Consider the following 26,157-nt stretch of genomic DNA (forward strand, 5'->3'; position numbering starts at 1 on the left):
TCCCGCAGGGCACCATCCGCGCCACCGTGCTGATCGAGACCATCACGGCCGCGTTCGAGATGGAGGAGATCCTGTACGAGCTGCGCGACCACGCCTCCGGGCTGAACGCCGGCCGCTGGGACTACATCTTCTCGGTGATCAAGAACTTCCGGGCCCGCGGGCCGCGCTTCGTGCTGCCGGATAGGACGCAGGTGACCATGACGGCTCCGTTCATGCGCTCCTACACCGAGCAGTTGGTCCGCGCCTGCCACCGCCGCGGCGCCATGGCCATCGGCGGGATGGCCGCGTTCATCCCCAGCCGCCGCGACCCGGAGGCCAACGCCATTGCCATGGAGAAAGTGCACGCGGACAAGACCCGCGAGGCCTCCGACGGGTTCGACGGCTCCTGGGTGGCGCACCCGGACTTGGTGCCGGTCTGCCGCGAGGTGTTCGACGGCGTGCTGGGTGACCGGCCGAACCAGCTGGACCGCCAGCGCGAGGACGTCATCCCGGACGACGCCGCCCTGCTGAACGTCGCCGGTACCGAGGGCTCCATCACCGAGACCGGCATCCGTACCAACCTCGAGGTCGGCATCCAGTACATCGAGTCCTGGCTGCGCGGCAACGGCGCGGTGGCCATCCACAACCTGATGGAGGACGCGGCGACGGCGGAGATCTCCCGCTCGCAGATCTGGCAGTGGATCCACGCCCACGCCGTGACCGACGACGGCGAGATCATCACCCGCGAATGGGTTCGCGAACTGCTGGAGGAAGAGTTCGCCGGCCTGCCGCGGTTCGACGGCGACCGGTTCGACGACGCCCGCGAGATCTTCGAAGAGGTGGCCCTCGGCGAAGAGTTCCCGGCCTTCCTGACGATCCCCGCCTACCAGAACTACCTGCTGGAGAAGCCGTCGTCGGTCAGGGAGCCCGCCGCCGCCTAGTCCGTCCGGTGGCGGGCCGGGGTCAATAGCCAGCACCGGTCTGCCGCCGGCACCAAAGACTTTCCGCAGGGCCGCCAGGTCCACGCATCTTTCGCCACAAGCAGCCCGATGGTCGGGCGGGCCACCGGCCCTGCGGAAGCACAGCCAAACGAAACGCCGGGCGCGGCTCTATCTTCAGAGCCGCACCCGGCGTTTCTTCGTTGCTACATGGCGTCACGAGCCCGGCGACGAGGACTGCTGAGCCAAGATCTAGCTGTCGGGGTCGTATCCGAAAGCCCGCACCTCCTGGGCACAACGGCAAGCGAGCGCGAACTTCGCGGCCCATTTCAGGGCCGCATCGTAGGTGGCCCAGCTCCAGCACCGTATAACTGCATTCGAGATGCGACGCAAATGACATTCGCTTCCCGGACGTTTGGAAGAAATATGCCCCTGATGTCCGTGGAAATGTCGGTGATCGCACGTACAGTTGAAGCACGGCCCATGGGGGAAGTTGTCGCTAAAACGACAGCAGCGTCGCTATGTCTGGACGTGCCGGAAGGCTGAGGGTCGCCCGCAGGCGTACCCGTCTTATATCGCGGCAAAATGAAGGCGACAAATGGCTAAGAAGAGATTTGACGTTGAAATTCCCGACGGTCAGCACCTCGGATTTTCAATGGACACTGATGGTGCATTCCGCGCTCACCTCTTTGACGATGAAACCAACGATCTCGTAGGTCATGCAGAGCTATTCAAGCCCGATGACGCGGATTCGCCGGACATTCAGTACGTGTATGTATCGGATTCGGGGGCAGACGACCGAGGGCTCACACAAGAGGAACTGGACCAGGCAGCTGAGGCCCTGGTTGGCCTTGCAATCATCGTTACGATGCTTGCGGCTACGGCTGCTCCGCACGTCAAGAGATGGTGGCATGACATAGCGTTTCCGGCAATAAAATCCGCAAGTGACAACGCGCTCCTAACCATGAAGTCAACAAGTGACAATGCGCTCCAGACCATGAAGTCGACAAGCGACAAAGCCCTTTTGACCGTGAAGTCGACGTGGAACAGATTCACCGGAACTCATAACGTCGAGCGTGCGGTTGCGCCTACTGAAAAGGCTTCCGCGACGGGACCTGTGCGTACAGAATCCTCCACAGAACTAAATCTTGCGTTTCAGCACTATCAATCTCGCACTGACAGCGCAATGGCACGGGAACGCCTTGTTGCGGCTCTGCTGGCAAAGGCGTTCAGAGAAGATTGGATGAAAATGCTGCGTAAAGCCAACAGTGCGGACAACGGTGATCCACTCGGTATGAAAGCTGCAATGGAGGCGCTTACACCGCAAAGGGTTGGTGAAACTATCACATTTTTGCTTGAGAAGAATCCGTCGCTACTCGAGCGTGAGTCACTGGTTGAGCTCGGGACGATCCTCAGGGAGAGTCGAGCCGATGGCAAGCATGCACCGTTGAGAATCGAAAGGATGAACGCTGGGCCGCGTTTGGGTAGCGGTCAGAGGGGGTCTTAACTTAAAAGTTCCGCCGGAGACGGCGGCAGGAGGAAAGACGGTCCTCGTGTAGATCGACCTTGACTGCACGCCCGCTCGATCAGATCGTCTAAGACAAGATGATCCTTTTTGGATGATCTGACGTAGGTCGATACCTTGGTGGGCGTGATACCCGACCTTGACCTTGAGACGCCCACGCTCAGGCCGTGCGCGGCGGGGGATAACCCGTTCACCAGCGACCTGACTTGGCTGATGCATCGTGCGGTCGGAGTGCTGACCGAGAACTTCAACGCAGCGTGCGGGACAACGGTTTGCACGGCGTGACACGCTGGTGCTTGCGGTGGCCGGAGATGGCACGCCGCGCACCCAGATCGAGATCGCCACCACGCTCGGCCTAGACAAGTCCACGCTGATGTCGATTATCGACCGGCTCGAAAAGCAAGGCTACGTGGTGCGGGACGCCGATCCTGGAACCGGCGCATCCGCATTCCACGCACCACCGACGAAGGCCGGGCGGTGCTGAACCGCGCCCTTGCCGCACGCGATCAGGTAGTCGAACAGACGCTCGCCGGCTTCGGCGAGGACGACGTCCGGCAACTGCGCACTCTCCTGTGGAAGATCGCCACCGCCAAATAACCCCGACTCGCCTCTCCAGCCGGCTGCCTCCCGCTGCCCGGCCCGCCCTTTTCCGCGCCCCCACCCCGAAACGAACCCTTAGTGAGGATTTGCCATGGATGCTCCTGCCAGCGATATCGCCGTCGATGCGCACTACGACCTGATCATCATCGGCACCGGATCCGGAAACTCCATTCCCGGGCCGGAGTTCGAGGACAAATCGATCGCGATCATTGAGAAGGGAACCTTCGGCGGCACCTGCCTCAATGTCGGCTGTATCCCCACGAAGATGTACGTCTATGCAGCCGATGCAGCGTTGGAGACCGCCCAGGCAGGGCGGCTGGGCGTGAATGCCCAGGTCAACTCCGTGGACTGGTCTGGAATGGTCACCCGCATCTTCGAAAACCGCATCGATCCGATCGCCGGCGGGGGTGAAGCGTACCGCCGCGGTCCGCAGACTCCCAACATCGACGTCTACGACCAGCATGCTGTCTTCGTCGGCGAACGCACGCTGCGCACCGGCCAAGACCAGCAGCAGAAGATCATTTCCGGTGACCAGATCGTCATCGCCGCCGGCTCCCGCCCCTTCATTCCCAACCCCATCGCTGCCTCCGGAGTGCGGTACTACACCAACGAGGACATCATGCGCCTGCCGGAGCAGCCAAAGTCCATGGTGATCATCGGTGGAGGCTTCATCGCCATGGAATTCGCCCACGTCTTTGAGGCCCTCGGCACCGAGGTAACGATCATCTCTCGCTCTTCGCTGCTGCGCAGCCTGGACACCGAGCTGGGCGAGCAGTTCAACGCTATCGCCGCCCAGCGGTACGAGCTTCTGTCCGGCCGAACCGCCATCGGCGCCGAGGAGACAACCGAGGGCGTGACTGTCAGGCTCGACGACGGCACCTCCGTCACCGCGGAAGTACTGCTGGTGGCCACCGGCCGCGTACCCAATGGAGACCAATTGGACCTGACTTCTGCCGGGATCGAGATGACCGACGACGGACGTGTCCGAGTCGACGAGTACGGTCGTTCGACCACCGCCCAGGGTGTTTGGGCCCTTGGCGATGTCTCCTCGCCGTACATGCTCAAGCACGTGGCCAATGCGGAGATGCGCGCCGTGCGCCACAACCTCCTCCACCCAAATAATCTGCGAAAAATGCCGCACGACCACGTTCCCTCCGCCACGTTCACCTACCCGCAGGTTGCCACGGTCGGGCTGACCGAGGAGCAGGCGCGGGAACAGGGCCACAATCTGACGGTCAAGGTGCAGAAGTACGGGGATGTCGCCTACGGCTGGGCCATGGAAGACACCAGCGGCATCTGCAAACTGATCGCAGACCGCGACACCGGGAAGCTGCTCGGCGCGCACTACCTGGGCCCGCAAGCCTCCACCCTGATCCAGCAGATGATCACCGTGCTCGCCTTTGACCTGGACCTCCGCGAATTCGCCGCCAAGCAGTACTGGATTCACCCTGCACTGCCCGAGGTCACCGAGAACGCGCTACTCGGCCTTGAGTTCAATTAGAACGAGGGCACGCTTTCCTCGTGGGGGCGGCTCTACCTCAAGAGCCCACCACGGCAACCCCGTCCCCAACGCCCGGATCGAGGTCTGGGAAGCCGACGACGACGGTTTCTACGACGTCCAATACACCGACGGACGCGTCGCCGGCCGCGCCCACCTGTACACCGACCAGGACGGGAACTACAGCTTCTGGGGCCTGCCCCCACCCCCTACCCATCCCGCACGACGGACCCGTCGGCCGGATGCTCGAAGTTACCGGCCGCTCCCCGGTCCGCGCCTCGCACCTGCACTTCATGGTCACCGCCGAGAACCTGCGCACCCTGGTCACCCACATCTTCGTCGACGGCGACCCGCAGATCGAAATCGACCAGTTCCTGCAGGACAGTTCGAGTTCTGATCCCGAGGTTAACGCGTTCCCTATCCCCCGCCTCTGGCTGGGGATGACGCGGCCATCCCGCCGTGCGGAGCCGTCTCAGGTTGTCGCGGTTCGTGTCGGCATTGAAGCACGGCCTCCTTCCTGATGATGCGAACCATGCAGCCAGAGCGCTACTGCACCTTCCCGCAGGGCTGGGCACCGCCGTCGTTATTTCCAGCCCCGAGGGTCAGACCGTTTCGATCCCTTCCAGCACTTCGGATGCGTAGTCCATGACCGCACGTGCGCGCGCGCTCAGGGCGACGCCGTCGGGCCATACGGCAACGACGGAAGTGATCCCTGCCCTGGGACGTAATGGCCTGGAGACTATAGGCAGCCCCTCTGTAGTCACTGGGATCTGGTTGGGCCGTGACATCAACAAGCTGTAGCCAAGCCCCCGGCCCACTAAAGCGCGGACCAGGTCAATCTGCGGCACGCGCGCCGCATATGTGGGAGTGAGTCCACGTTCGTCGAACATCAGCTGGGTGTAGCCGGTGCTGGGCTGTGATTCGAGCATGATCAGCGGTTCAGGGGCGAGCTCCGCAAGGTCGACGTCCGGATTCTCAGCCAGCGGGTGCGACTCGGCGAGTATTGCCATCACTTCTGTCTTGTAGATCTCCTGCCGCTGCAATCTTGCCGGCATTCCGATCTCGTAGACGATGGCTGCATCCAATGCCCCCGTCTCCAGCTTCGGCAACAGGTCCCGGTGGTCCCCTACTGTGATGCTGATGTCCACGCCAGGGTGCAACTTGCCAAAGCCTTCCATGACCGATGGCAGTACGTTGCTGGCGAGCCCGATGTAGCAGCCCAGTGCAACCGGTCCCCTCAGTTCCCCGCCGACGCCGGCGAGCTCACTGACCAGCCCGTCGGTTTCCTTCACGATGGTGCGGGCCCTGGCGGCAAGGTATTGGCCCGCCTGCGTCAACCGCATACCTCGGGCTTTCCTGCGGACACACAGCTGCTCCCCTACTGCCGCCTCCAATTCGCTCAGCGCATGGGAGAGGGCAGACTCGGAAATGTGCAGCGCCGCCGCGGCAGAGCTCAACGTGTCATGGTCCGGAAGGGCAGCGAAGAGTTCAAGCTGCCGCAAGGTGAACTTTGGCATCTAATCCCAAGCAATCGAAGAAGTTATGCGAATATCCACAGTTTACTAGGAGAAGTGACACGGGCGACACTAGTCACAAGACGTAGTTCAAACAGGAGGACACATGTCTACCGCCCTCGAAGGCCGATGCCCCTTTGGCTATGGAACAGATTCCGAAAGCACTCCCGCCTCCGCGCTCCCGGAATCCCCGGATGCCCGAGGGGCTGCCGTTGCAACAACCTCGGTTGCCGGTGCCGTCCCGGACACTTCCTACCCGGTAGCCGATTGGGTTGACCCGGCGCAGATGATGTCCGACCCCTATCCAACTTACGAGAGGCTGCGGCAGGAGTCCCCAGTCGCCTGGGTGCCGGCGATCAAGAAGTTCCTTGTGACCAACTACGAGGGCTGCCACGCAGTGGAGATGGACCAGGAGATTTTCAGTGCCAACGTCAGCGGCGCCGCAATGAACCGGGCGCTGGGCGCGCAGCCGATGCTACGCAAGGACGATCCGGACCACGCCGCCGACCGAGCCCCGATCAACCCGGTGCTGCGCCCCAAGAACATCAAGGAAGCATGGGCGCCCGTCTTTGAACGCAATGCGCAGACTTACTTGGACGTGCTGGAGGAAAAGGGCCCGGACAACGCCGACCTCAACCTGGACTACGCGGCACCCGTGGCCTCGCAGAACCTGATCGACTTGTTGGGCCTCAAGGACGTCGCCGTCGAGCAGATGCGCCGCTGGTCCCACGACTTCATTGCCGGTTCCGGAAACGTTCTGGACGACCACGCCATTTGGGACCGCTGCGATGCATCGCAGGCCGAGCTCGACGCCATCCTCGACGAACTCATCCCGTTCTACCAGCGGCATCCCAACGCGTCGATGACCTCGGCGCTGGCGAACAGCGGACTGCCGTTTAACAACGTGGCCGCCAACGTTAAACTCACGATTTCCGGCGGAATGAACGAGCCGCAGCACATGGTGACCAACACTGTTTGGGCACTGAGCCGGCACCCCGAACAGCTGGAGAGAGCCCTGAGCGACGATTCTCTTTGGCCAGCAGTGTTCGATGAGACTGTCCGGTGGCGCTCGCCCATCGGCATGTATCCGCGCGAAACCACCCGGGAGACCACACTGTGCGGAGTCCAGCTGCCCGCAGGTGCAGGCCTCGGCGTCGTGGTCGCCTCGGCCAACCGGGACATTGAGCACTTTGGCCCCACGGCCGACGAGTTCAACATCTTCCGGCCCAAGACTTCCCACCTGGCCTTCGGCAGCGGTGTCCACCTGTGCGCCGGCCACTGGGCCGCCAAAACCTCCATCGGCCAGATCGCCGTACCGCTGGCGTACAAACGCTTCCCGGGCCTGCGCACCGACGTCACCCGGGCGGAAAGCTGGGACGGCTGGGTCTTCCGCGGCATCACCAGCCTGCCCGTCACCTGGAACTAGAAAGCAGAAGAACCAATGGCAAAAATTAGTTTCCACCACTCCGATGGCAACGTGGACGTCTTGGACGTCGACCCCGGCACTTCACTGATGCGGGCGGCGGTCACGAACGGCGTGTCCGGGATCGTCGGCGAATGTGGCGGCCAGGCGATGTGCGCCACCTGCCACGTCTACGTCCGGCCCGAATACCTCGTCGGGCTGCCGGAGATCAGCGATGACGAAGACGAAATGCTCGACTGCACCGCCGGCCCCCGAGACGAGTCCCGCAGCCGCCTCGGCTGCCAGATCACGGCCGGCGATGACTTCGAAACCATCGAGGTCGACGTCCCCAAAGACCAGGTCTAGGGCAAGCCATGAGCACGTTCGGGAACATCGTCATTGTTGGCAACGGCCAGGCCGGCGTGCAGCTAGTCGATTCGCTGCGCAAGGAAGGCTACGCCGGCGCGATCGCGCTGCTCGGCGAGGAACCGCACCACCCGTACCAGCGGCCCCCGCTGTCCAAGGACTACCTGGCCGCGGAGAAGACCCCGGCCCCGCTGCCGCTGCGCCCGGAAAAATTCTTCACCACCAACGACGTCGACGCCCGCCTCGGCGTGCATGCCACCTCCATCGACCGGGCCGCCAAGACCGTCACCCTCGACGACGGCACCACCCTGGCCTATTCGAAACTGGCGCTGGCCACCGGAGCCGCCAACCGCGAACTGAGCGTCCCCGGCGCCGGCCTGGCCGGCATCCACGGCCTGCGCACCCTCACCGACGCCCAGACCCTGCACGCCCGCCTCGACACGGTGGGCTCCGTCGTCGTCATCGGCGCCGGCTTCATCGGCCTGGAGTTCGCCGCCGCCGCCCGCGCCCGCGGCCTCGACGTCACCGTCCTCGAGTACGCCGACCGGCCCATGGGCCGGGCCCTGACCCCCACGATGAGCGCGTTCTTCGCCGCCGCCCACCGGCGCCTGGGCGTGGACCTGCGCCTGGGCGAAGGCATCGCCTCCCTCGACGCCGACGAGACCGGGCACGTCACCGCCGCGGTCAGCACCACCGGCGAACGCTACCGCGCGGACCTGGTCCTCGTCGGTGTCGGCGTCATCCCGCGCACCGAACTCGCGTCGGCCGCCGGCCTCGAGGTGGACAACGGCATCACCGTGGACGCCGACCTGCGCACCTCCGACCCGGACATCTACGCCATCGGCGACTGCGCATCCTTCCCCAACCCCCACGCCGGCGCCCGCACCCGGCTCGAATCCGTGCAGAACGCCACCGACCAGGCCCGGCACGCCGCCCGCGCCATCCTCGGCACCGGGTCCGGCGGCTACGCGGACCTGCCTTGGTTCTGGTCCAACCAGGGGCCGCTGCGCCTGCAGATCGCCGGCCTGGTCGCCCCCGGCGACGACGTTGTGCTCCGCGGCGACCCCGCCGACGAAAAGTTCTCCGTCTTCTGCTTCCGCAACGGCACCCTCGCCGCCGTCGAATCCGTCAACCAGCCCGCGGACCACATGGCCGCCCGCCGCCTCCTCGCCGCCGGCGCCACCCTCACCCCCGACCAAGCCGCCGACCCCGCCTTCGACCTCAAGGCCCACTCCAAACTGCAGCCGGCGGCGCTCTAGCAACACTCACTTTCCGTTTTGCCCAACCCATCATTGTGAATCCCAACCCATCATTGTGAATATCGAAGAGGATAATCATGAGCACTGCAGTATCCGGCCAATCCTCCGCCGCGAATCAGCGTCGCGTCGCGTTTGCCACCATCATCGGCACCACCATCGAGTGGTACGACTTCTTCATCTACGCCACCGCCGCTGGCTTGGTCTTCGCGCACCTGTTTTTCGAACCCGCCGGTGAATCCATCGGGCTGCTCCTTGCCTTCGCCTCCGTCGGCATCAGCTTCCTGTTCCGGCCGCTGGGGGCCTTCCTAGCCGGACACTACGGCGACAAGCTCGGCCGCCGGGCGATGCTGGTGATCGCTCTGATTTTGATGGGTGCCGCCACCACGCTAATCGGTATGCTGCCGACCTACGAGACCGTCGGGGTGCTGGCCCCGGTGCTGCTGCTCCTGCTGCGCATCCTGCAGGGCATCTCTGCCGGCGGTGAATGGGGTGGCGCCGTGTTGATGGCCGTCGAGCACGCCCCGCGCAGCCGCCGCGGCCGGGCCGGTTCCTTCCCCCAGCTGGGCGTTCCGCTCGGCATGCTGCTCGCTTCGGGCGTCATGACTTTGATGACCGGCGTGATCTCCCCCGGCGAGGCCTTCCTTGAGTGGGGCTGGCGCATCCCGTTCCTGCTCAGCATCGTTTTGATTGGGGTCGGCTACATGGTTCGCCGCTCGGTGGACGAGTCCCCGGTGTTCAAGGAGATCGCCGAGAAAAAGCAGCAGCAGAAGGTCCCCATCGTGGAACTGTTCCGCAAGCACTGGCTGCTGGTCATCCTGGCCGCACTGATCTTCGCCGGCAACAACTCTGCCGGCTACATGGCCACCGGCGGGTTCATCCCCAGCTACGCCACCAGCGATGCGGTGGGCTTGGAACGAACCGATGTACTGCTGGCCATCACGTTCGCCTCGGCCATGTGGTTCATCTTCACCGCCGTGTCCGGCATCATGGCCGACAAGATCGGCCGCAAGCGCACGTACCTTCTCGGGTTCGGCGCCCAGCTGCTGACCGTATTCCCGCTGTTCTGGTTGATCGACACCGGTTCGCTGGGCATGCTCTACCTGGCTCTCGGCCTGTTTACCATCGGTCTCGGGCTTGGCTACGGCCCGCAGGCGGCCTGGTACAGCGAGATCTTCCCGGCCTCCGTGCGATACTCGGGTGTCTCCATTGCCTACGCACTGGGCGCGATCCTCGGCGGCGCGTTCGCCCCGACCATCGCCCAGGCACTGATCAATTCCACCGGGACCAGCAGCTCCGTCTCGGCGTACCTGTTCGGCATGACGATCATCTCCATCGTCGCCGTGCTGATCCTGCGCGACCGCCCGGGCATCGACCTCTCGATCAACAACCAGGCCGAGCAGGAAGTCGGCGCCACCGTCTTCGACAAGCGTCGCGGCGTCTCCACGGACGAAGCTGTGAAGGCAAGCGTCTGAGTCAACCCGCGGGTTGTTGCACCTAACTCCATAGGACCTGTTGCGGGTGTCCGGGCGGAATCATCCGGCCGGACACCCGCAACAGCATCTACCTCGTCTTCGTCGGGAGGAGCGGTCTAGATGTCGTCGCCGTGGGCCGATCCGCCTTCGCCTTCCCAGGTTTCCAAACGCGCGACCTTGGAAGCGTTGAACTTTCGACGCACTCCGTAGCCGCCCTTATCGTCGTCCTCGATGAAGACGACGCCGAACTGCTCCAAGGCACGGCGCAATTGCCAGTTCTGCTCCGGAGTCAGCGCCTGGTTGCCCTTCTCGAAATCGCGCACCTGTTTCTTGTCCAGGCCGGCTGCCTTGCCGATCACTTTGGATGAGACCTGGGACAGTGCGCGGGCCGCACGTGCAAGATCTGAAGGAATGATCATCAATGACTTACTCATGGCCTGATCATCCCAGTCTTTGAGAAAAGGTGCAGCCGTCGTTTCGACTTTCTGCCACGCCACCTCCAGCGTCGAGAAAGATACGGGCACGTAAATAGCTTGTTGTCCTCAACCCCATCAACCGATGCATGCCCTAAGTTGGAGCCATGATCGCGCTGCAAGCTCCAGATCCGGTCGAGGTTGTGGTCCGCAATGACGCCCCTGATGCCTGGGATGTTCTCGCTTCCCTCGGTCCGCTGGCGATTCTCGTCGCCGCCTTGATAGCCGCCTACATCGGCTGGCGCAGCATGCGGGTTCAGGCCGAGGCAGATCGCCGTGCCCAGTGGTGGGCGCGGGCGGAGTGGGCGTTGGAAGCCTCAATGTCACCCAGCTTGGACCGCAAAGTCGTCGGGCTCGGCGTGTTGGCACTTCTCGCCGACAGCCATCTGGCCGGCGAGGAAGAGGCGCGGATTCTTCAGGTCGCCTCGACTGAAAGTTTGGCTCAAAAGGTCACGGCTCTTGAGGATGTGGAGATCGAGCCGCCCTCCCCTATGGCTACTGAGAATTCCCGGCAGGAGCACATTAGAGTCCAAGCGGCCAAGCTGCGGGTAGTTACGGACAAAAAGCAAGGACACGAGACACCCGAGTGGATCGTAAAGCTGGCTCAAACTTCGACTTAATCCACCGCCATGGCACAATGACGGCAGACTAAGCCCGGAGGAAAATGCATGACAACCCACGATCAAACCGCGCCAGAAACGCAGCAAAAGCCGAAAAGCTACCTGGAGTGGAAGTTCTCCAGCGGCGGCAAAGTCTTCCGTGATCTGCTCGGAATTGGCTTTCTTTTTCTGTTCATCACCCTTTTCAATATTGCGGGGACCGGGTTTTGGATGAACCTTGGCGGTGCCATCCTCATCGGCTTGGCCCTCGATGCCGTTGAGTACCAGCACGAGGTACACCGGCGGCCCGCCGGCCGGAAAACCGTTGTGTTGTGGCAGGTGCTCGCTGCGCTTGCCGTGACCATTCTGTACATCAGCCTGATCCAACTAGCCCGCTAGCGCTCCCCAGCTGGCCGAGGACCCGCTGAACGGCGGCGCTCAGGCGAGCGCCGCCGTCGTTGTTTCCTAGCTTCGGAAGAGGCCGCTGTAGGCGTTGAGGGCCGGCTGGCCGCCGAGGTGGGCGTAGAGCACGGTGCTCTCGGCCGGGATCTGCTTGCTGCTGACCAGGTCGATCAGGGCGGCCATGGATTTTCCTTCGTAGACCGGGTCGGTGATCATGGCTTCGAGCGAGGCGCTCAGCCGCATGGCTTCCAGCGTGGAGTCGACCGGGATGCCGTAGAGGTCGCCGGCCCAGCCCTCGAGCACCGTGATCTCGTCGTCGTGCAGGTCCCGCTCGAGCCCGATGAGCTGCGCGGTGTTGCGGGCGATGCGGCCGACCTGGTCGCGGGTTTTGGTCAGGGTGGCGGAGGCGTCGATGCCGAGCACGCGGCGCGGCCGGCCGCCGGCGTCCTGCAGGGCGGCGAACCCGGCGATCATGCCGGCGTGGGTGGAGCCGGTGACGGTGCAGACCACGATGGTGTCGAAGAAAACCCCGAGTTCCTCCTCCTGCTGCTGCACCTCGTGCGCCCAGTTGGCGAATCCCAGCCCGCCGAGCTTGTGCTCGGAGGCTCCGGCCGGGATGGGATAGGGCTTGCCGCCGGCTGCCTCGACCTCGGCGATGGCGTTCTGCCAGGAGTCGCGGATGCCGATGTCGAAGCCGGCCGGGTCGAGCCGCACGTCCGCCCCCATGAGCCGGGAGAGCAGGATGTTGCCGACGCGGTCGGTGAGCGGGTCCGGCCAGTCGACCCAGTTCTCCTGCACCAGCAGCGCCTTGAGGCCGAGGGTCGCGGCCACTGCTGCCACCTGCCGGGTGTGGTTGGACTGGAAGCCGCCGATGGACACGATGGTGTCTGCGCCCTCCGCGAGGATATCCGGGACGATGTACTCGAGCTTGCGGGTCTTATTGCCGCCGTAGGCCAGGCCGGAATTGACGTCCTCCCGCTTGGCCCAGACCTGCGCGCCGCCCAAATGCTTGCTGAGCCGGGGCAGGTGGTGGACCGGGCTGGGTCCGAAGGTCAGCGGGTAACGGTCGAAATCCGTGGTGGCCATGGGTCCTCGTTCTGCCGGGTTACGACTGCCGCGCCGAACCGGCGTTTTCCGGGGCGGTGATGTTGACCATCCAGTTCACGCCGAAGCGGTCCGTGAGCTGCCCGAAGTAGTCGCCCCACGGGGCCTGCTCGAGCGGCTGGTTGACGTTCGCGCCGTCGCTCAAGCCCTCCCAGTAGCTCCGCAGCTTGGCGTCCTCACCCGGGTCTTCGCCACTGGAGCTGAGGCAGATGTAGCCGTTGGGCGATGACTGCATCTCCGGGGGCACGTCCGAGGCCATCAACAGGAAGCCGCGGTCGACGAACACCGACGAGTGCATGATGTTCGCGCCGGTCTCGGGGTTGTCGTCGCCCATTCCCTCGGCGTAGGTCATCTTGCTCAGTTCACCGCCGAACACCGAGTGGTAGAACTCGATCGCTTCCGCGGCGTTGCCGTTGAACTGCAGGTAGGGGTTCAGGTCCAGTGCCATGGGTCTGCCTTCCATAGTGGATGCGGCGCGGTTCCGTGCCGCGTTCATTCTTGCGCCTTCACCGGCGTGCGGGAAGGGGCCGCGGGCCACGGCTGCACCTGCCCGTGAGGTGTAACGTCCAACTTGGGCGTCCCCCGGTGCTTCCGCACCCTGTGCCGGGAAGTGGGTCCGTATTACGGGTCAGTAGGTCCGCTCGACGCCGAACTCCAGCGGCGGCAGTGCCGAGCGCCGCCGGACCAGGTCCTGCGCGTGGGCGGCCAGCCGCCGGTCTTCGTCGGAACGCAGCACCAGTTGCGGAACCTTGGCGGCGTGCCCCTCGTCGTCCCTGGTGACGAAGATGGTCATGCACTGGGTGGTGTCCCGCCAGTCGCCGCCGCGAGGGTCGCGGGCGCGAACGTTGACGGCGATGTGCATGGAGTGCGGCCCGGTGTGGATCATCCGGGCGGAGAGTTCCACCAGGTCCCCGATGTGGACCGGGTTCAGGAAGTGGATGCCGCCGGAGTAGACCGCCACGGCGTCGGCGCCGCACCAGCCCATGGCGCAGGCCCTGGCCACCTCGTCGATCCAGCGCATCACGATCCCGCCGTGGGCATGGCCGCCCCAGTTCACGTCCGTGGGGGCCGCGAGGAAGCGGAAGCGTTCGGAGGGCGTGGTGCCCGCCGCCGTGTATTCCTGGGCGCTCATCACCTCACGGATCTCGCGCCGGGCCTCCAGCCGGCCGGCGACACCGTGCGCGAGCCGTTCCGACGCCTCGTCGGTCGGCGCCCAAGCCGGGACTGGCCGGGGCTGCCGCTGCTCGTCCATGGCGACGAACACCAGGATGCAGTCCATGGCCGGGCGGAACTGCCGGGCGCGAACGTCGGCCGCGTCGACGGTGACGACCACCTGCATGCTGGAACGGCCGGTGTGCGCGATGCGGGCGCTGACCTCGATCAGGTCGCCGTTGCGGATCGGCCGGGTGAAGTGCACATTGCCGACGTACGCGGTGACGCAGTAGCCGCCCGAGTACCCGACGGCGCACGCGTACCCAGCCTTGTCGATCCACTCGAGGACCCTGCCGGCCTGCACCGTGGTCCCGTCGGCCGCGACATCCGTGGGCGCGGCGAGGAAGCGCAGCGTGATCGAATCTTCCATGGCGCCCATCGTAGTCGCGCGGTGGTGGGCCGCGGGGCTGGGGCCGCGAGGGTGGGACGGGGTGGAGCCCGAGGGATGGCAGGCCCGGAGGAACGCACAACGGAAAACGTCCGCTCCCCGGAGACCCCGGGGAGCGGACGTTCGGTGAAGCCGGCAGCGGGCTCGGCTAGCGCCGGCCAGCCAGGGCGTCCTCGCGGCCGGCGAGTGCCGCCTTTTCCTCGGCGACCTTGGCGTCGTGGGCGGCGCGGATGGCGGTGTGCTCCGGGTTGCGGCGCAGCAGCAGGTAGCCGATGCCGAGGGCGACGAACCATACCGGGGTGAACAGCAGGGCCGCCAACGTGTCCGGCTGGGTGGTCAGCGCCCAGAGGATGAAGGCGAAGAAGGCCATGACCACATAGGGCATGAACGAGCCGCCCGGCATCTTGAACGTGCTGGCCTCGTGCAGCTGCGGCCGGCGGCGGCGGTACACGATGTAGCTGACCAGGATGATGGTCCAGACGAACATGAAGCAGAGCGCCGAGACCGTGGTGACCATGGTGAACGCCTCGGAGACGCTGCCCTCCGCGTAGAGCAGGACCACGCCGGCGAGCAGGAACATGCAGGAGAACAGCAGCGCGCTGCGCGGCACACCGCGGCTCGAGAGCTTGCCGAAGCGCTTCGGGGCATCGCCCTCCAGCGAGAGGCCGTAGATCATGCGCGACGTCGAGTAGATACCCGAGTTCGCCGACGACGTCGCCGAGGTGAGGACCACGAAGTTCACGACGCCGGCCGCGCCGACGAGGCCGGCGAGGGCGAACATGCCCACGAACGGGGATTCGTCGGCGTTAAACCCGGTCCACGGCTGGACGGCCATGAGGATGATCAGGGCGCCTACGTAGAAAATCAGGATGCGGATCGGGATGGAGTTCACCGCCCGCGGCAGGTTCTTTTCCGGGTCCTTGGTCTCGGCGGCGGTGGTGCCGACCAGTTCGATTCCGACGAACGCGAACACGGCGATCTGGAACCCGGCCACGAAGCCCATGAAGCCGGTGGGGAACATTCCGCCGTGCTCCCACAGGTTCCCAAAGGAGGCGCGGACGCCGTCGTGCTCAAAGTTGGTGATGATCATGACCAGCCCGACGACGATCAGGGCCACGATGGCAATGATCTTGATCAGCGCGAACCAGAATTCGGTCTCGCCGAAGGCGCGCACGGTGGGCAGGTTCAGCGCGAGCAGCAGCAGGATGCAGGCGAGCGCCGGAATCCACAGCGGCAGGTCCGGCCACCAGAACGCCACGTAGTGCGCGATCGCGACGACGTCGGCGATGCCGGTGACCACCCAGCAGAACCAATAGGTCCAGCCGGTGAAGAACGCCGCCCACGGTCCCAGGATGTCGCCGGCGAAGTCGCCGAAGTTCTTGTACTCGGTGTTGCTCAGCAGCAGCTCACCCATCGCCCGCATGACGAAGAAGAGCATGAAGCCGATGATCATGTAGACGAAGATGACCGAGGGGCCGGCGACGGAAATCGTCTTGCCCGAGCCCATGAAAAGCCCGGTGCCGATCGCACCGCCGATGGCGATCAACTGGATGTGGCGGTTGGATAAAGACCGCTGGAGGTGCGGTTCGGTGCTGGTGGCGCTCACTGTGTTCCTTACGGGTGGGACTGTGCAGCTGCGGGAGGTTCCCTTCAAACCGGTCCGACGCAGGCTCCATTGCCCGTTCGGCCAGACCGAGAGCAGGCCCCCCGCCGCTCAGCCCGGAGGGGCCGACTGGGTGACCTACGCCACGAAAACCTATCCGCCGCGACTCGCGTGGGTCAAATCGAGAACAATCGGGAACATCGTCCCGGCTGGACCGCGAGGAAACGCGCGGTGAACAATGGCCGGCATTCCGCCGCCCGGCCGGTGGGCCGCGCTCTGCCGGATATAGTCGGGACGAAATAACGTTTCATCGAAAGAGTCGGTGTCGATCATGAGTGCGAGCGTCGGGCTCTTGAAGGGCGCGCTGGGAGTGGTTGCCGCGCTGGCCATGTTCCTGCCGCAGCAGGCGCCGGTTTCGCAGGTGCACGTCCCGCAGGCTCCCGCCTCGGGGTCCGAGGAGGCCGTGCCGGTGATGCTGATCCTGGACGCCTCCGGCTCCATGCTCAACCCCGACGCCGATGCTAAGGGCACCCTGCGGATGGACGCCGCCAAGGCCGCCGCCTCGGAGCTGGTGGAAACCCTGCCGGCGGGATCGCAGCTGGGCCTCATGGTCTACGGCACCAACACGGACAGTTCCCCGGAGGCCCGGGCAGAGGGCTGCAAGGACGTGAGCGTGCTGTCCAAACTGGGCACCGCAGATCCCGGGAAACTTGTGGATCAGATCGACTCGATCAAGGCCGCCGGCTACACCCCGGTGGGCGAGGCGCTGCGCCGGGCCGCAGCGGAGCTTCCCGACGACGGTCCCCGCAGCATCGTGCTGGTGTCCGACGGCATCGACACCTGCTCGCCGCCGCCGCCGTGCGAGGTAGCCAAGGACCTGGCCAAGGACGGCGTGGACCTTGCCATGCACACCATCGGGTTCAAGGTGGACGCGCAGGCGCGCAAGGAGCTCGAATGCATCGCCAAGGCCTCCGGCGGCACCTACGCCGACGCGGACAACGCGGACACGCTGCGCGAGCAGATGGTGATCAAGACCGTCCGCGCCTTGAATCCCTACGACTTCGCCGGCATCCCGGTGACCGGCGGGAAGAGTGCGGCCGGCGCGGCGGACGTGTCCACCGGCCAGTATCTGGACACCTTCGCCACCGGCAGCAAGAGAACTTACGACGGCGGCACGCGCAAGTTCTACAAGGTGCACCTCGACGACGGCGAGCGCCTGCACGTCAGCGCCTCCCTGGTGATGCCGATCAAAGCCGGCAGCATGTCGACGTACAGCAGCCTGGAGCTGGAGGTGCTCGGCCCGGACGGGCAGGAATGCCTGACCCCGGTGCGCGAAGCCCGTGACGAGGCCCGGCTGTCCGACGGCCCGGTCACCGCGGTGCTGTCCACGCCGGCCATGGGCAGCGGCGACAAGGAGTGCCTGGAGCCCGCGGACGGCGGCGACCTGGTGGTCGGCGTGACGCGCAGCGGTCCGGGCTGGCAGGACGACGCGTTGCCCATGGAGCTGCTCTTCCTGACCGAGCCAGAGGCCGACACCGCCGGTTTGCCCGAAGCCTACGACTCGGTGACCACGCTCGACCTGCTGAAACCGGGCACCAAGCCGCGGCAGACCACCCCCGGCAACAGCTTCAACTCCGCCCCCGAGCTGGCAGCGGGCAGCTACACGGCCACCCTCATCCCCGGCGAGGTGCACTTCTACAGGGTGCCGGTGGACTACGGGCAGCAGCTGCGCGCCGTCGCAAAACTCGGCGACTACGAGAAGGACATCTTCAATCCGTCCTACCTACAGGTGGGCGTTGCCAATCCGCTGCGCCAGCCGGCGACCATCACCGACGGCACCTCCACCGGCGCCTATGGCATGACCTCCATGGCGGATCCCGGGACCACCGTCGCCGCGAACTTCGCCTCGCCGGTGCGCTACCGCAACGCCGCCGAGGGCACGCACGACGTCCGCACGCTGTACCTTGCCGGTGACTACTACCTCCAGGTGGCCGTGGACCCGCTGTACTTTGAGGACGCGAAGGAGACGGAGATCCCGTACACGCTCACCCTGGATCTGGTCGGCGACGTCGAGCCCGGCCCCGGCACGGCCGGGCCCGACGCTTCGGCCGCTCCCACCGAATCCGCGGTGGTAGAACCGGCGGACCACCAGGCGGGGACGGCAACCGTCGTTGCCGTGGCGGACGACGGCGAAGGCCCGGCTTCGGTCCCTGCCCTCGCCTGGGGCATCGGCGCGGCCCTGGTCCTCGCCGCCGCCGCCGCCACCGCCGTCGTACTCCGCAAGAATCGCGGCGTGAAGTAACGCCGGGCTACCGGCTGTGGCTGTGGTCGGCGGGGTCCGTCTCGTCGGAGGAAAGCGCCTCCAGGCGCCGGAGGTCCTCGGGATGCAGCCCGGGCTGGTCCCGCAGTGCCTCGAGGAGTAATTGCATCTGCCGGTCCAGGGCCGGGGCGTGTTGGGGGTGGCCCTCGGCACGGACGTGAGCGGTGAGCATGCGCAGCACCCGGAGCAGCGCGGCGACCACCTCCGGCTGGTTCAGGCAGGTCTGGCGGAGCTGGTCGAAGGCGTGGTTGATGTATTCGCCGTGGTCCAGGTTCCACGGCTGCACGAGGACTCGGCCGGCTTTGTCCCTGAGCGCCTCCGGAGCAAGCGGGGCTGTCAGGACCGCCCGCAGGAGGCTGCCCAGTCGCAGGATGACCTCAACGGCGGTCGTGGGGTCGTTGACGGCGGGGCTCAACGCCCGCAGGCCGATGTCAACGAGCTGCCGGATGGCGAAGTCGACGTCCTGCAGCATGGTCCGCGCGGCGGCAACTTCAAATGCGCCGGCCAGCCTTTCCCGGCTGCGCTCCGGCGGAGGCGGCCACACGGTGACCAGCGGCTCGCCGGCATGGATGTAGGCCCCCACGCGGGTCTCCATCCGCACCGTTGTACCGGCAGGCACTGCTGCCAGAAGCTGGCCGCTGTCCACCTGGCTGACCCATCCGCTGGCTTGGCTGGGTACGACGGCGGCGTCCTCGGGGACAGGGAAGTCTGCGGGGTCGACGCGCTGCAGGCCGGCGGGCACCCGGTCGAGGGCGGCAACGACGGCTCGGCCCTCGACCGCGATGACCCGCGCGACGTTGCCCACCTGCAGGCCCCGGGCGAGATGGTCCAGGTGGACGATGATCCCCACCACCGTCACCAGCGTCAGGACGACGGCGATCGTCAGGGATACGCGCGGTGCAGGCTCGGTGGGTTCCCCGCTCAGGCTCGGCAGGATGAGGACGCAGTAAAAGAACGTGGCAACCAGCAGGCCGATCACTGCCTGGCTCAGCCGATCCCGGATGAACGAGCGCATGACGCGGGGGGAGAACTGGTCGCTGGCCAATTGCAGACTGACCACGGTGAGTGAGAAGACGACGCCGACCGTGGTGATCATCGCACCGGCGACGGTGGACAGCAGCCAGGTGGCGGCGTTACTGCTCATCGCCAGCGTGAGCGGCACGGCAGCATCGTGGCCGAGGGCGTTGTCGACGGCGGTGGCACCGATTGCCAGGGCGATGCCGGCCAGCATCACCACGGCCGGGAAGAGGAAGAGGCTCTCCTTGAAGTGGTAGCGGAAGGCTGCAAGCCGCAGGCCCCAGGCCTGCCCCGGGGCCCGCTTCACCAGGCGGAAGCGAGGATGAGCGGCGACTGGCCCGGCAGCGAGCAGGCCAGCGTCAGGGCCGTGGCCGGCCTCTCCTGGGCTTCGGGAGTTCGATAGACGGTCAACGTCAACGGGTTGGCGTCGATCGTGGTGACGCTGCCCTCGGTGGTGGGCACCGCCGTCGTCGTGGTGGGGACGATGCCGCCGGGACCGCCGCTGCCGCGGACCGGGAGGGCGCCGGCCAGCGGCTCGAGCTTGCCGTCCACGTCGCGGAACTGCTCCGCGCCGGATCCGCCCTGGATGATCACGGTGGCCAGCGCGGTGGCGTACACCGGGTCGGCGCAGGCGTCGTAGATCCAGCGGTCGCCGAGCACGGAGTGGTCCATGGTCCCGGCCAGGAATTGTTCGGCTCCGGGCAGCGGTGCGCCCCGGTAGGTCAGCGGGACGTGCAGCACCGGACCGTCGCCGGCCCGGACCAGATGCGTTTCCATGCCGACCTCTCCGGCCGGATCGTCGAAGCGGAAGGCGCCAAGGTGCTCCAGCTCGCCGGCGTCTGCCCCGAGTTCCCGGAACCACGGCTGTTCGGGCAGCCATGCCGCCAGCAACTCCTGCTTGGTGGGATTCAACACTGCGTCGTAAATGATGGCCATATTTGTAGCCTATCCACTCTCGGACAGGCACGGGCCGGCGGTCAGTCGGTCACCGGCCTGCCGTGCCGCCTCGGTGGTCACTCTCCCCTTTCGCTCGCGGGATGTCCGGGCTCAGACGGACGCGGGCTCGGCGAGGATGGCGTCGATCTGGCCCATGGCCCCCTGCATCCCCTCGACCATCCCCATCTCGAGCATCTTCTCCAGCTGCTCGGCGGACTCGAACCTGGACTCGGTGGTCATCCGGGTGCGGCCGTCGATGGATTCCAGCGTCACCGTGGCGTAGGTGGTGCCCAGGTCCGCCACCGGCTCGCCGTCGTCGTCGGCAAACCCGTCCTCGAAGGTCAGCCGGTGCGGGGCCTCGATCGCGGTGATCCGCCACCAGCCGGCGGCCGTCTCGCCGTCGGGCCCGGTCATGTAGTAACTGGCCGTGCCGCCGGGAGTGAACTCGTGCTTGCTGAAGGTGGCGGGCCACTCGGGCGGGCCCCACCAGCGTTCCAGCTGGCGCGAATCCTCCCAGAGCTGCCAGACGCGCTCGACGGGTGCATCGAACTCGGCCACGAGGGTGAACGTCAGCGCCTCAAGGTCCTGCTTGGTATCGGTAACCGGCATGACGGTGTCCTTCCTATCCCTGGTCGAGAATGTCCTGGATCCGGTCAACGCGTTGGCGCCAGAGCATCTCGTATTCGTCGAGCAGGCGACGCGCTCTTCGCACTCCTTCAGGATGAGGCCGCACCATCTGCTCCCTTCCGCGCTTCTCCTTAACCACCAGGGAAGCCCGCTCCAAGACCGCGACGTGTTTCTGTACCGCGGCGAAACTCATCTGGTACCCCGCCGCCAGACCCGACACCGAGAACTCGCCGGTGAGCACCCGGGCGACGATGTCGCGGCGGGTAGCGTCGGCGAGCGCCTGGAAGAGGCGGTCCAACTCGAGGTCACTGACTTGATTTACAACCATTTGGTTGCAGGTTAGACCTCGGGGAGCGCCGGGTCAAGGGCTTGGGTGGGAAAAGGGAAAACGGTGGCACAGCACACTGGGGCACCGATGCCGGCCTGGTGATCGCCGCTGCGGCCGCAGTGCGGTGTGCGTCGGGCGTACGGACGGCTTGTGGCCCGCCGAGGTTCCGGGCGGGGCGTAGAATTGATTGGCCGCTTTTTTGACCGGCCGTCTCCCTCCAGCAAGGTTGTTTCTCCCATGCCGCAATTCGCGTCCGCGCTCGCGCGTGGCCTGACTGTCCGCCACATCCGTTTCATGGCCCTCGGCTCCGCAATCGGCACCGGCCTGTTCTACGGCTCGGCCGCCGCCATCCAGGCCGCCGGCCCGGCCGTGCTGCTGGCCTACGCCATCGGCGGCGCCGCGGTTTTCCTGGTCATGCGAGCGCTGGGCGAGATGGCGGTGCGGCACCCGGTCTCCGGATCGTTCGGGCAGTACGCCAGCCGCTACCTGGGCCCGTTCGCCGGGTTCATCACCGGCTGGACGTTCGCGTTCGAGATGGCCATCGTGGCGATCGCGGACGTGACGGCGTTCGGCATCTACATGGGCTTCTGGTTCCCCGAGGTGCCGCGCTGGATCTGGATCCTCGCCGTCGTGTTCTTCATCGCCGCCCTTAACCTGGTCAAGGTCAAGGTGTTCGGCGAGACCGAATTCTGGCTGTCACTGGTCAAGGTCGCGGCCATCATCGCCATGATTGTCGGCGGCGCCGCGATCATCATCTTCGGCTTCGGGTTGCCGGACGGCGCCAACCCGGGGCTCGAGACCATGCTGGGGTCCGGCGGCTTCTTCGCCAACGGGTTCTGGGGGCTGCTGGCCTCCTTCTCCATCGTGATGTTCGCGTTCGGCGGAATCGAGACCATCGGGATCACGGCCGGCGAGGCGGAGAACCCGAAGAAGGCGATCCCGGGTGCGATCAACACGGTGCCGGTGCGGATCCTGCTCTTCTACGTCTGCACGCTGGCCGTACTGATGATGATCTCGCCGTGGGACCGGATCGACGGTTCCACCAGCCCGTTCGTGCAGATCTTCGACATGCTGGGCATCCCGGCGGCCGCGCACATACTTAACGCCGTGGTGATCACCGCCGCCATTTCCGCCATCAACTCCGACACGTTCGGCGCCGGGCGGATGATGTACGGGCTGGCCGAGCAGGGCCACGCGCCGAAGGCCTTCGCGAAGATCTCCCGGCACGGTGTGCCGTGGATGACGGTGGCGACGATGGCCGCGGTGCTGCTGGCCGGCGTCGTGCTCAATGCGCTCCTGCCGGAGTCCCTGTTCCTGATCGTTGCGTCGATCGCGACGTTCGCCACGGTCTGGGTCTGGCTGATGATCCTGCTCTCCCACATCGCGATGAAGCGGGAGATTGCGCGGAAGGGGCTGCCGGCGTCGGAATTCCCGGTGCCGTTCTGGCCGGTGGCATCCTACCTGGCGCTGGGCTTCATGGTGTTCATCGTGGTGCTGCTGGGCATCATGCCGGACACCCGGGTGGCCTTGGTGGTGGGCTGTGCGTGGATCGCCCTGCTGTTCGTGGCCTACCGCTTCGGCATCAAGGGCGCCGGGCGGCGCCGCGCGGAGCTGGTGGACGAAACCGGCGCGGACGTGGCCGCGGAACCGGCGCGGACGCCGGCGGAGCAGTAGTTTAGGCCCCTAGCCCTGCGCTGACCGACGCTCAGTCGATCTGGGTCCCGCGGGCCACTGCCCCGCGCCGGATGAGCCGCACGGCCTCTCGGCACGTGCCGGCGGTGGCCGACGGCTCCGGGTGGGCGGCGGCCACCTGCTCGAGCAGGTCGGCGCACCGCTTGGCCCAGAGCACAAAACCACCGGCGGACAGACCCGTCTCCGGCAGGACGTCGGCCAGGCTTTCGCCGGCCGCCCAGCCGTACAGCGGGCGCACCAGCCCGGTCTCCGGTTCCGCGGTACCCGGCAGCCGGTAGCGCCGCTCCAGCACGCTCAGCTCCGCCCAGGCGTCCGTGAGGGTGTCGAAGGAGTACTGCAGCCCGTCGGACGGCATTTTCACCGGCCCCGCCGGGCTCCTGCCGCTGCGGTACACCATGGCGGCCGCAAAACCGGCAAGCTCCACCGGAGTGAGCCGTCGCGCGGCGCCCCTGTCCAGGCCGAGGCAGACCAGCAGGTCCCGCTCGCCGTAGATCCCGCGCAGCCGCGCGCCGCCGTCGTTGTCGTCGATCAACGTCCCCTGCGCATCGACCGTCAGGTAGCCGTACCGGGCGAGCACGCGAACCAGGCCGTTGAAGGTTTCCTCATGAACAGCGGGGTCCGGCCGACCGGACCTCCCGGCCTGGAAACTGGCGAACGACCGCGCCAGCAGTGCGCGTGCGGCCTCGTGGCCGTGCCGCGCGATGAGATTGACGGCCATGTTGTAGCCGGGCCGGAAGCCTGAGTGCAGCGGGTAGGTGCGCCGGGAGGCCAGTGCCGCGACCCCCGCCGGATCCACTCCCGGTCTCCACAGCACGACGGCGTGGCCCTCCGTGTCGATGCCGCGCCGGCCCGCGCGTCCGGTCAGCTGCGTATATTGGCCCGCGGTCAAGGGAACCATGGCCTCGCCGTCGAACTTCTCCAACCGCTCGAGCACCACCGAGCGGGCGGGCATGTTGATCCCCAGGGACAGGGTCTCCGTGGCGAAGACGGCCTTGAGCAGTCCCTCGGCGAACAGTTGCTCCACCAGTTGCCTGCACGCCGGAAGCATTCCGGCATGATGCGCGGCGATGCCCCGGCGCAGGCCCTCCCGCCACCCGGGGATTCCGAGCGCCTCGCCCTCCTCCCCGGTCAGCCCAAGGTCCGCGGCGTCGATGCGGCGGAGGATCTCCCTGCGTTCGCGGAGGTCCGTCAGCCAGAGTTCCGATCCGGTGCAGGAACGAACGGCGGCGTCGCACCCGGCCCGGGAGAAGACAAACACGATCGCCGGCAGCAGCCCGTCGCGGCCGAGCCGCTGGAGCAGCTGCGCCCAGGGTTTGGAATCCCGGCCGCCTTCTGCCGGGCTGCGGGACCGGTGGAACTGCCGGGTCCGGCCGCGCTCCTGCTCATCGCCGGTGGCCGATCGGGTCAGCGAGGCCGCATCGGACAGCGCCAGCAGGTGGGGGTTGAGCGGATGCTCGTCAAGCACCGCCGGCGATTGCGGGTCGAGCTCGTCGAAGGCGACGGGCTCGACGAACAGGTCGAACAGCTGGTTCCCGGCCATCACGTGTTGGAACAGGGGCACCGGACGGTGTTCGGACACCACCACGGCGGTATCGCCCCCGACCGCTTCCAGCCAGCCCCCGAACTCTTCGGCGTTGGAGATGGTGGCGCTGAGGCTGACCAGCCGCACCGTCTGCGGGAGCTGGATGATGACCTCCTCCCACGCCGCTCCCCTGGTCCGGTCCGCCAGGTAATGCACCTCGTCCATCACCACATACGCCAGTCGCTCCAGGCCCGGGGATCCCGTGTAGAGCATGTTGCGCAGCACCTCGGTGGTCATGACGACGACGTCGGCGTCCGGATTGACGCTGCTGTCTCCCGTGAGCAGGCCGACCCGGGCGCTCCCGTAGGCCGCAGAGAGTTCGGCGAACTTCTGGTTGCTCAGCGCCTTGAGGGGCGTGGTGTAGAACGTCCTGGTGCCCCGGGCGACGGACAGGAAGGCGGCGAAGTCCCCCACCACCGTCTTGCCGGCCCCGGTGGGGGCCGCAACCAGCACCCCGCGGCCGGCCTCGAGCGCCGAGCAGGCCTCTACTTGGAACGGGTCCAGCTCGAAGCCCAGCCGGTCCCGGAATTCCCGGAGCCCGCGGGCGCCGGCCGCGCCAGCCGCGCCGGCCGTGCCGGCCGCGCCGGCCGCGCCGGCTTCAAGGCGTTCGTTGTCCGGCATCTTCCGGCGCTCAGGCGCCGATGACCAGGGAGCGAGGGGCGGCCTGCTCGGGGAACAAGTAGGCGCTGATGGCGTGCGCGATCTTGCGGCCGCCCTGGACGGAGGGCTCGATCGGATTCGCGTAGTCGGCGTCTTCGGGACAGATAAGCCTCAGGTCCACCAGCGCCAGCCCCCGGGCGAAGACGGCCCGTGTGATGTGGTCGTTGAACAGGGCGGCGGCCGACCGGATGATCCGCTGGTCGGGGCCCGACGGCGGGGTGTCGTAGATGGTGCAGGCCGCCGTCGGCAGCCCCGTGGCCGCGACCGCATCCAGCATCGCGGCATAGCCGGCGCCGAATTTATCCTGGGCATCGGCGAACATGGCCAGGGCTTCGGCCGCCCAAACGGCCGGTTCATTGAGCAGGTAGGCGTAACCGAGAGCGTCGTTCCCGCCCACGCTGATCACCAGATGCGTGGCGTCCCGCGGGAGGGAGCGGAGCTGGCCGGCGACCCCGCTGATGACGGCGCCGTCGAGGGCCAGGAGCGTGGCCTGCCACCCGCGCGGCAACAGCCCGCGAAGGTGCGTCACGACGTCGGGGCCGCCGGCAACATAGGCAGCGTTGTCGAACACCGAGTCGCCGAGCAGCACGACGTGGCCGGTGCTGCCGGGTGCGTCAGCTGCCATGTCGCCCTCCTGCTTCAGGGTCGGTGAGGCCTTTGG

The 26,157-nt window shown here is 66.4% G+C and carries 25 protein-coding genes and 2 pseudogenes; 13 read left to right on the forward strand and 14 right to left on the reverse strand.

Annotation, left to right across the window (positions count from 1 at the left end):
• The 5 genes and pseudogenes from AC5RW2_RS19780 to AC5RW2_RS19800 form a co-directional block, all read left to right on the forward strand.
• Positions 1-920, forward strand: a 920-nt coding sequence (locus tag AC5RW2_RS19780) for a malate synthase (RefSeq protein WP_494074340.1), incomplete at its 5' end; no start/stop codon positions are given.
• Between the two features lie 595 nt (positions 921-1,515).
• Positions 1,516-2,424, forward strand: a complete 909-nt coding sequence (locus AC5RW2_RS19785) for a hypothetical protein (RefSeq protein ID WP_494074341.1) — start codon at positions 1,516-1,518, stop codon at positions 2,422-2,424.
• Between the two features lie 319 nt (positions 2,425-2,743).
• Positions 2,744-2,926 (forward strand): MarR family winged helix-turn-helix transcriptional regulator, encoded by a 183-nt coding sequence (locus AC5RW2_RS19790; RefSeq protein WP_494074342.1) that lies wholly within the window; start codon positions 2,744-2,746, stop codon positions 2,924-2,926.
• 207 nt (positions 2,927-3,133) lie between these two features.
• On the forward strand, positions 3,134-4,543 hold the full coding sequence (gene mtr / locus AC5RW2_RS19795; protein WP_494074343.1) for a mycothione reductase: 1,410 nt from the start codon (positions 3,134-3,136) through the stop codon (positions 4,541-4,543).
• 52 nt (positions 4,544-4,595) lie between these two features.
• Positions 4,596-4,905 (forward strand): annotated as a pseudogene (locus AC5RW2_RS19800) (dioxygenase family protein); the annotation flags it as partial.
• Between the two features lie 237 nt (positions 4,906-5,142).
• On the opposite strand, the gene AC5RW2_RS19805 reads toward AC5RW2_RS19800, so the two are convergent.
• Positions 5,143-6,057: a LysR substrate-binding domain-containing protein gene (locus AC5RW2_RS19805; RefSeq protein ID WP_494074344.1), complete on the reverse strand. Its 915-nt coding sequence runs from the start codon at positions 6,055-6,057 to the stop codon at positions 5,143-5,145.
• 103 nt (positions 6,058-6,160) lie between these two features.
• Between AC5RW2_RS19805 and AC5RW2_RS19810 the strand changes: the two genes are divergently transcribed.
• From AC5RW2_RS19810 to AC5RW2_RS19825, 4 genes are all read left to right on the forward strand, one after another.
• Positions 6,161-7,480, forward strand: a complete 1,320-nt coding sequence (locus AC5RW2_RS19810; protein WP_494074345.1) for a cytochrome P450 — start codon at positions 6,161-6,163, stop codon at positions 7,478-7,480.
• A gap of 15 nt (positions 7,481-7,495) precedes the next feature.
• Complete coding sequence (locus AC5RW2_RS19815) at positions 7,496-7,822, forward strand: 2Fe-2S iron-sulfur cluster-binding protein (RefSeq protein WP_494074346.1); 327 nt, start codon at positions 7,496-7,498, stop codon at positions 7,820-7,822.
• An 8-nt stretch (positions 7,823-7,830) separates the two neighbouring features.
• Positions 7,831-9,081 carry an NAD(P)/FAD-dependent oxidoreductase gene (locus tag AC5RW2_RS19820; RefSeq protein ID WP_494074347.1) on the forward strand — a complete coding sequence of 417 codons (1,251 nt, stop codon included), beginning with the start codon at positions 7,831-7,833 and terminating at the stop codon, positions 9,079-9,081.
• Between the two features lie 77 nt (positions 9,082-9,158).
• Positions 9,159-10,553, forward strand: coding sequence for an MFS transporter (locus AC5RW2_RS19825; RefSeq protein WP_494074348.1), 1,395 nt, complete (start codon positions 9,159-9,161; stop codon positions 10,551-10,553).
• A gap of 116 nt (positions 10,554-10,669) precedes the next feature.
• Here AC5RW2_RS19825 and AC5RW2_RS19830 read toward each other — a convergent pair whose 3' ends face one another.
• On the reverse strand, positions 10,670-11,077 hold the full coding sequence (locus tag AC5RW2_RS19830; protein ID WP_494074349.1) for an XRE family transcriptional regulator: 408 nt from the start codon (positions 11,075-11,077) through the stop codon (positions 10,670-10,672).
• Positions 11,078-11,133: 56 nt separating this feature from the next.
• On the opposite strand from AC5RW2_RS19830, the gene AC5RW2_RS19835 reads away from it, so the two are divergent.
• Together AC5RW2_RS19835 and AC5RW2_RS19840 are read left to right on the forward strand one after the other, a co-directional pair.
• Positions 11,134-11,646 (forward strand): hypothetical protein, encoded by a 513-nt coding sequence (locus tag AC5RW2_RS19835; protein ID WP_494074350.1) that lies wholly within the window; start codon positions 11,134-11,136, stop codon positions 11,644-11,646.
• Between the two features lie 48 nt (positions 11,647-11,694).
• Entirely contained in the window at positions 11,695-12,024 is a 330-nt protein-coding gene (locus AC5RW2_RS19840) for a hypothetical protein (RefSeq protein ID WP_494074351.1), read from the forward strand.
• Positions 12,025-12,090: 66 nt separating this feature from the next.
• Here AC5RW2_RS19840 and AC5RW2_RS19845 read toward each other — a convergent pair whose 3' ends face one another.
• The 5 genes from AC5RW2_RS19845 to AC5RW2_RS19865 form a co-directional block, all read right to left on the reverse strand.
• The gene (locus AC5RW2_RS19845) at positions 12,091-13,113 is read right to left on the reverse strand and encodes a 1-aminocyclopropane-1-carboxylate deaminase (RefSeq protein WP_494074352.1); all 1,023 of its coding nucleotides are present in this window, start codon (positions 13,111-13,113) and stop codon (positions 12,091-12,093) included.
• Between the two features lie 19 nt (positions 13,114-13,132).
• The gene (locus AC5RW2_RS19850; protein WP_494074353.1) at positions 13,133-13,579 is read right to left on the reverse strand and encodes a VOC family protein; all 447 of its coding nucleotides are present in this window, start codon (positions 13,577-13,579) and stop codon (positions 13,133-13,135) included.
• Between the two features lie 180 nt (positions 13,580-13,759).
• Positions 13,760-14,713, reverse strand: coding sequence for an acyl-CoA thioesterase (locus tag AC5RW2_RS19855; protein ID WP_494074354.1), 954 nt, complete (start codon positions 14,711-14,713; stop codon positions 13,760-13,762).
• 166 nt (positions 14,714-14,879) lie between these two features.
• Positions 14,880-16,337: a D-serine/D-alanine/glycine transporter gene (gene cycA, locus AC5RW2_RS19860; protein ID WP_494024796.1), complete on the reverse strand. Its 1,458-nt coding sequence runs from the start codon at positions 16,335-16,337 to the stop codon at positions 14,880-14,882.
• Positions 16,338-16,487: 150 nt separating this feature from the next.
• A complete protein-coding gene (locus tag AC5RW2_RS19865; protein WP_494024797.1) occupies positions 16,488-16,667 on the reverse strand; it encodes a hypothetical protein in 180 nt (59 codons plus the stop codon).
• On the opposite strand from AC5RW2_RS19865, the gene AC5RW2_RS19870 reads away from it, so the two are divergent.
• A complete protein-coding gene (locus AC5RW2_RS19870; protein ID WP_494024798.1) occupies positions 16,666-18,636 on the forward strand; it encodes a vWA domain-containing protein in 1,971 nt (656 codons plus the stop codon). The genes AC5RW2_RS19865 and AC5RW2_RS19870 overlap by 2 nt on opposite strands.
• Positions 18,637-18,643: 7 nt before the next feature.
• Here the strand turns inward: AC5RW2_RS19870 and AC5RW2_RS19875 are convergent, their stop codons facing one another.
• From AC5RW2_RS19875 to AC5RW2_RS19890, 4 genes are all read right to left on the reverse strand, one after another.
• Positions 18,644-19,978 (reverse strand): DUF2254 domain-containing protein, encoded by a 1,335-nt coding sequence (locus AC5RW2_RS19875; RefSeq protein ID WP_494074355.1) that lies wholly within the window; start codon positions 19,976-19,978, stop codon positions 18,644-18,646.
• Positions 19,975-20,607: a CG0192-related protein gene (locus AC5RW2_RS19880; RefSeq protein WP_494024799.1), complete on the reverse strand. Its 633-nt coding sequence runs from the start codon at positions 20,605-20,607 to the stop codon at positions 19,975-19,977. The genes AC5RW2_RS19875 and AC5RW2_RS19880 overlap by 4 nt, the downstream gene beginning before the upstream one ends.
• 111 nt (positions 20,608-20,718) lie before the next feature.
• Entirely contained in the window at positions 20,719-21,216 is a 498-nt protein-coding gene (locus AC5RW2_RS19885; RefSeq protein ID WP_494024800.1) for an SRPBCC family protein, read from the reverse strand.
• Positions 21,217-21,229: 13 nt separating this feature from the next.
• On the reverse strand, positions 21,230-21,562 hold the full coding sequence (locus AC5RW2_RS19890; RefSeq protein WP_494024801.1) for an ArsR/SmtB family transcription factor: 333 nt from the start codon (positions 21,560-21,562) through the stop codon (positions 21,230-21,232).
• A 237-nt stretch (positions 21,563-21,799) separates the two neighbouring features.
• On the opposite strand from AC5RW2_RS19890, the gene AC5RW2_RS19895 reads away from it, so the two are divergent.
• Entirely contained in the window at positions 21,800-23,236 is a 1,437-nt protein-coding gene (locus AC5RW2_RS19895; protein WP_494024802.1) for an amino acid permease, read from the forward strand.
• Positions 23,237-23,267: 31 nt separating this feature from the next.
• Here the strand turns inward: AC5RW2_RS19895 and AC5RW2_RS19900 are convergent, their stop codons facing one another.
• The 3 genes and pseudogenes from AC5RW2_RS19900 to AC5RW2_RS19910 all read right to left on the reverse strand — a co-directional run bounded on the left by AC5RW2_RS19900 (position 23,268) and on the right by AC5RW2_RS19910 (position 26,121).
• Complete coding sequence (locus AC5RW2_RS19900; RefSeq protein ID WP_494025739.1) at positions 23,268-23,831, reverse strand: hypothetical protein; 564 nt, start codon at positions 23,829-23,831, stop codon at positions 23,268-23,270.
• A 51-nt stretch (positions 23,832-23,882) separates the two neighbouring features.
• Positions 23,883-25,457 (reverse strand): annotated as a pseudogene (locus AC5RW2_RS19905) (DEAD/DEAH box helicase); the annotation flags it as partial.
• A 10-nt stretch (positions 25,458-25,467) separates the two neighbouring features.
• Entirely contained in the window at positions 25,468-26,121 is a 654-nt protein-coding gene (locus tag AC5RW2_RS19910) for a GDSL-type esterase/lipase family protein (protein ID WP_494024538.1), read from the reverse strand.
• Positions 26,122-26,157 lie beyond the last annotated feature (36 nt).

It is taken from the genome of Arthrobacter sp. B0316-1-20 (assembly GCF_059091865.1).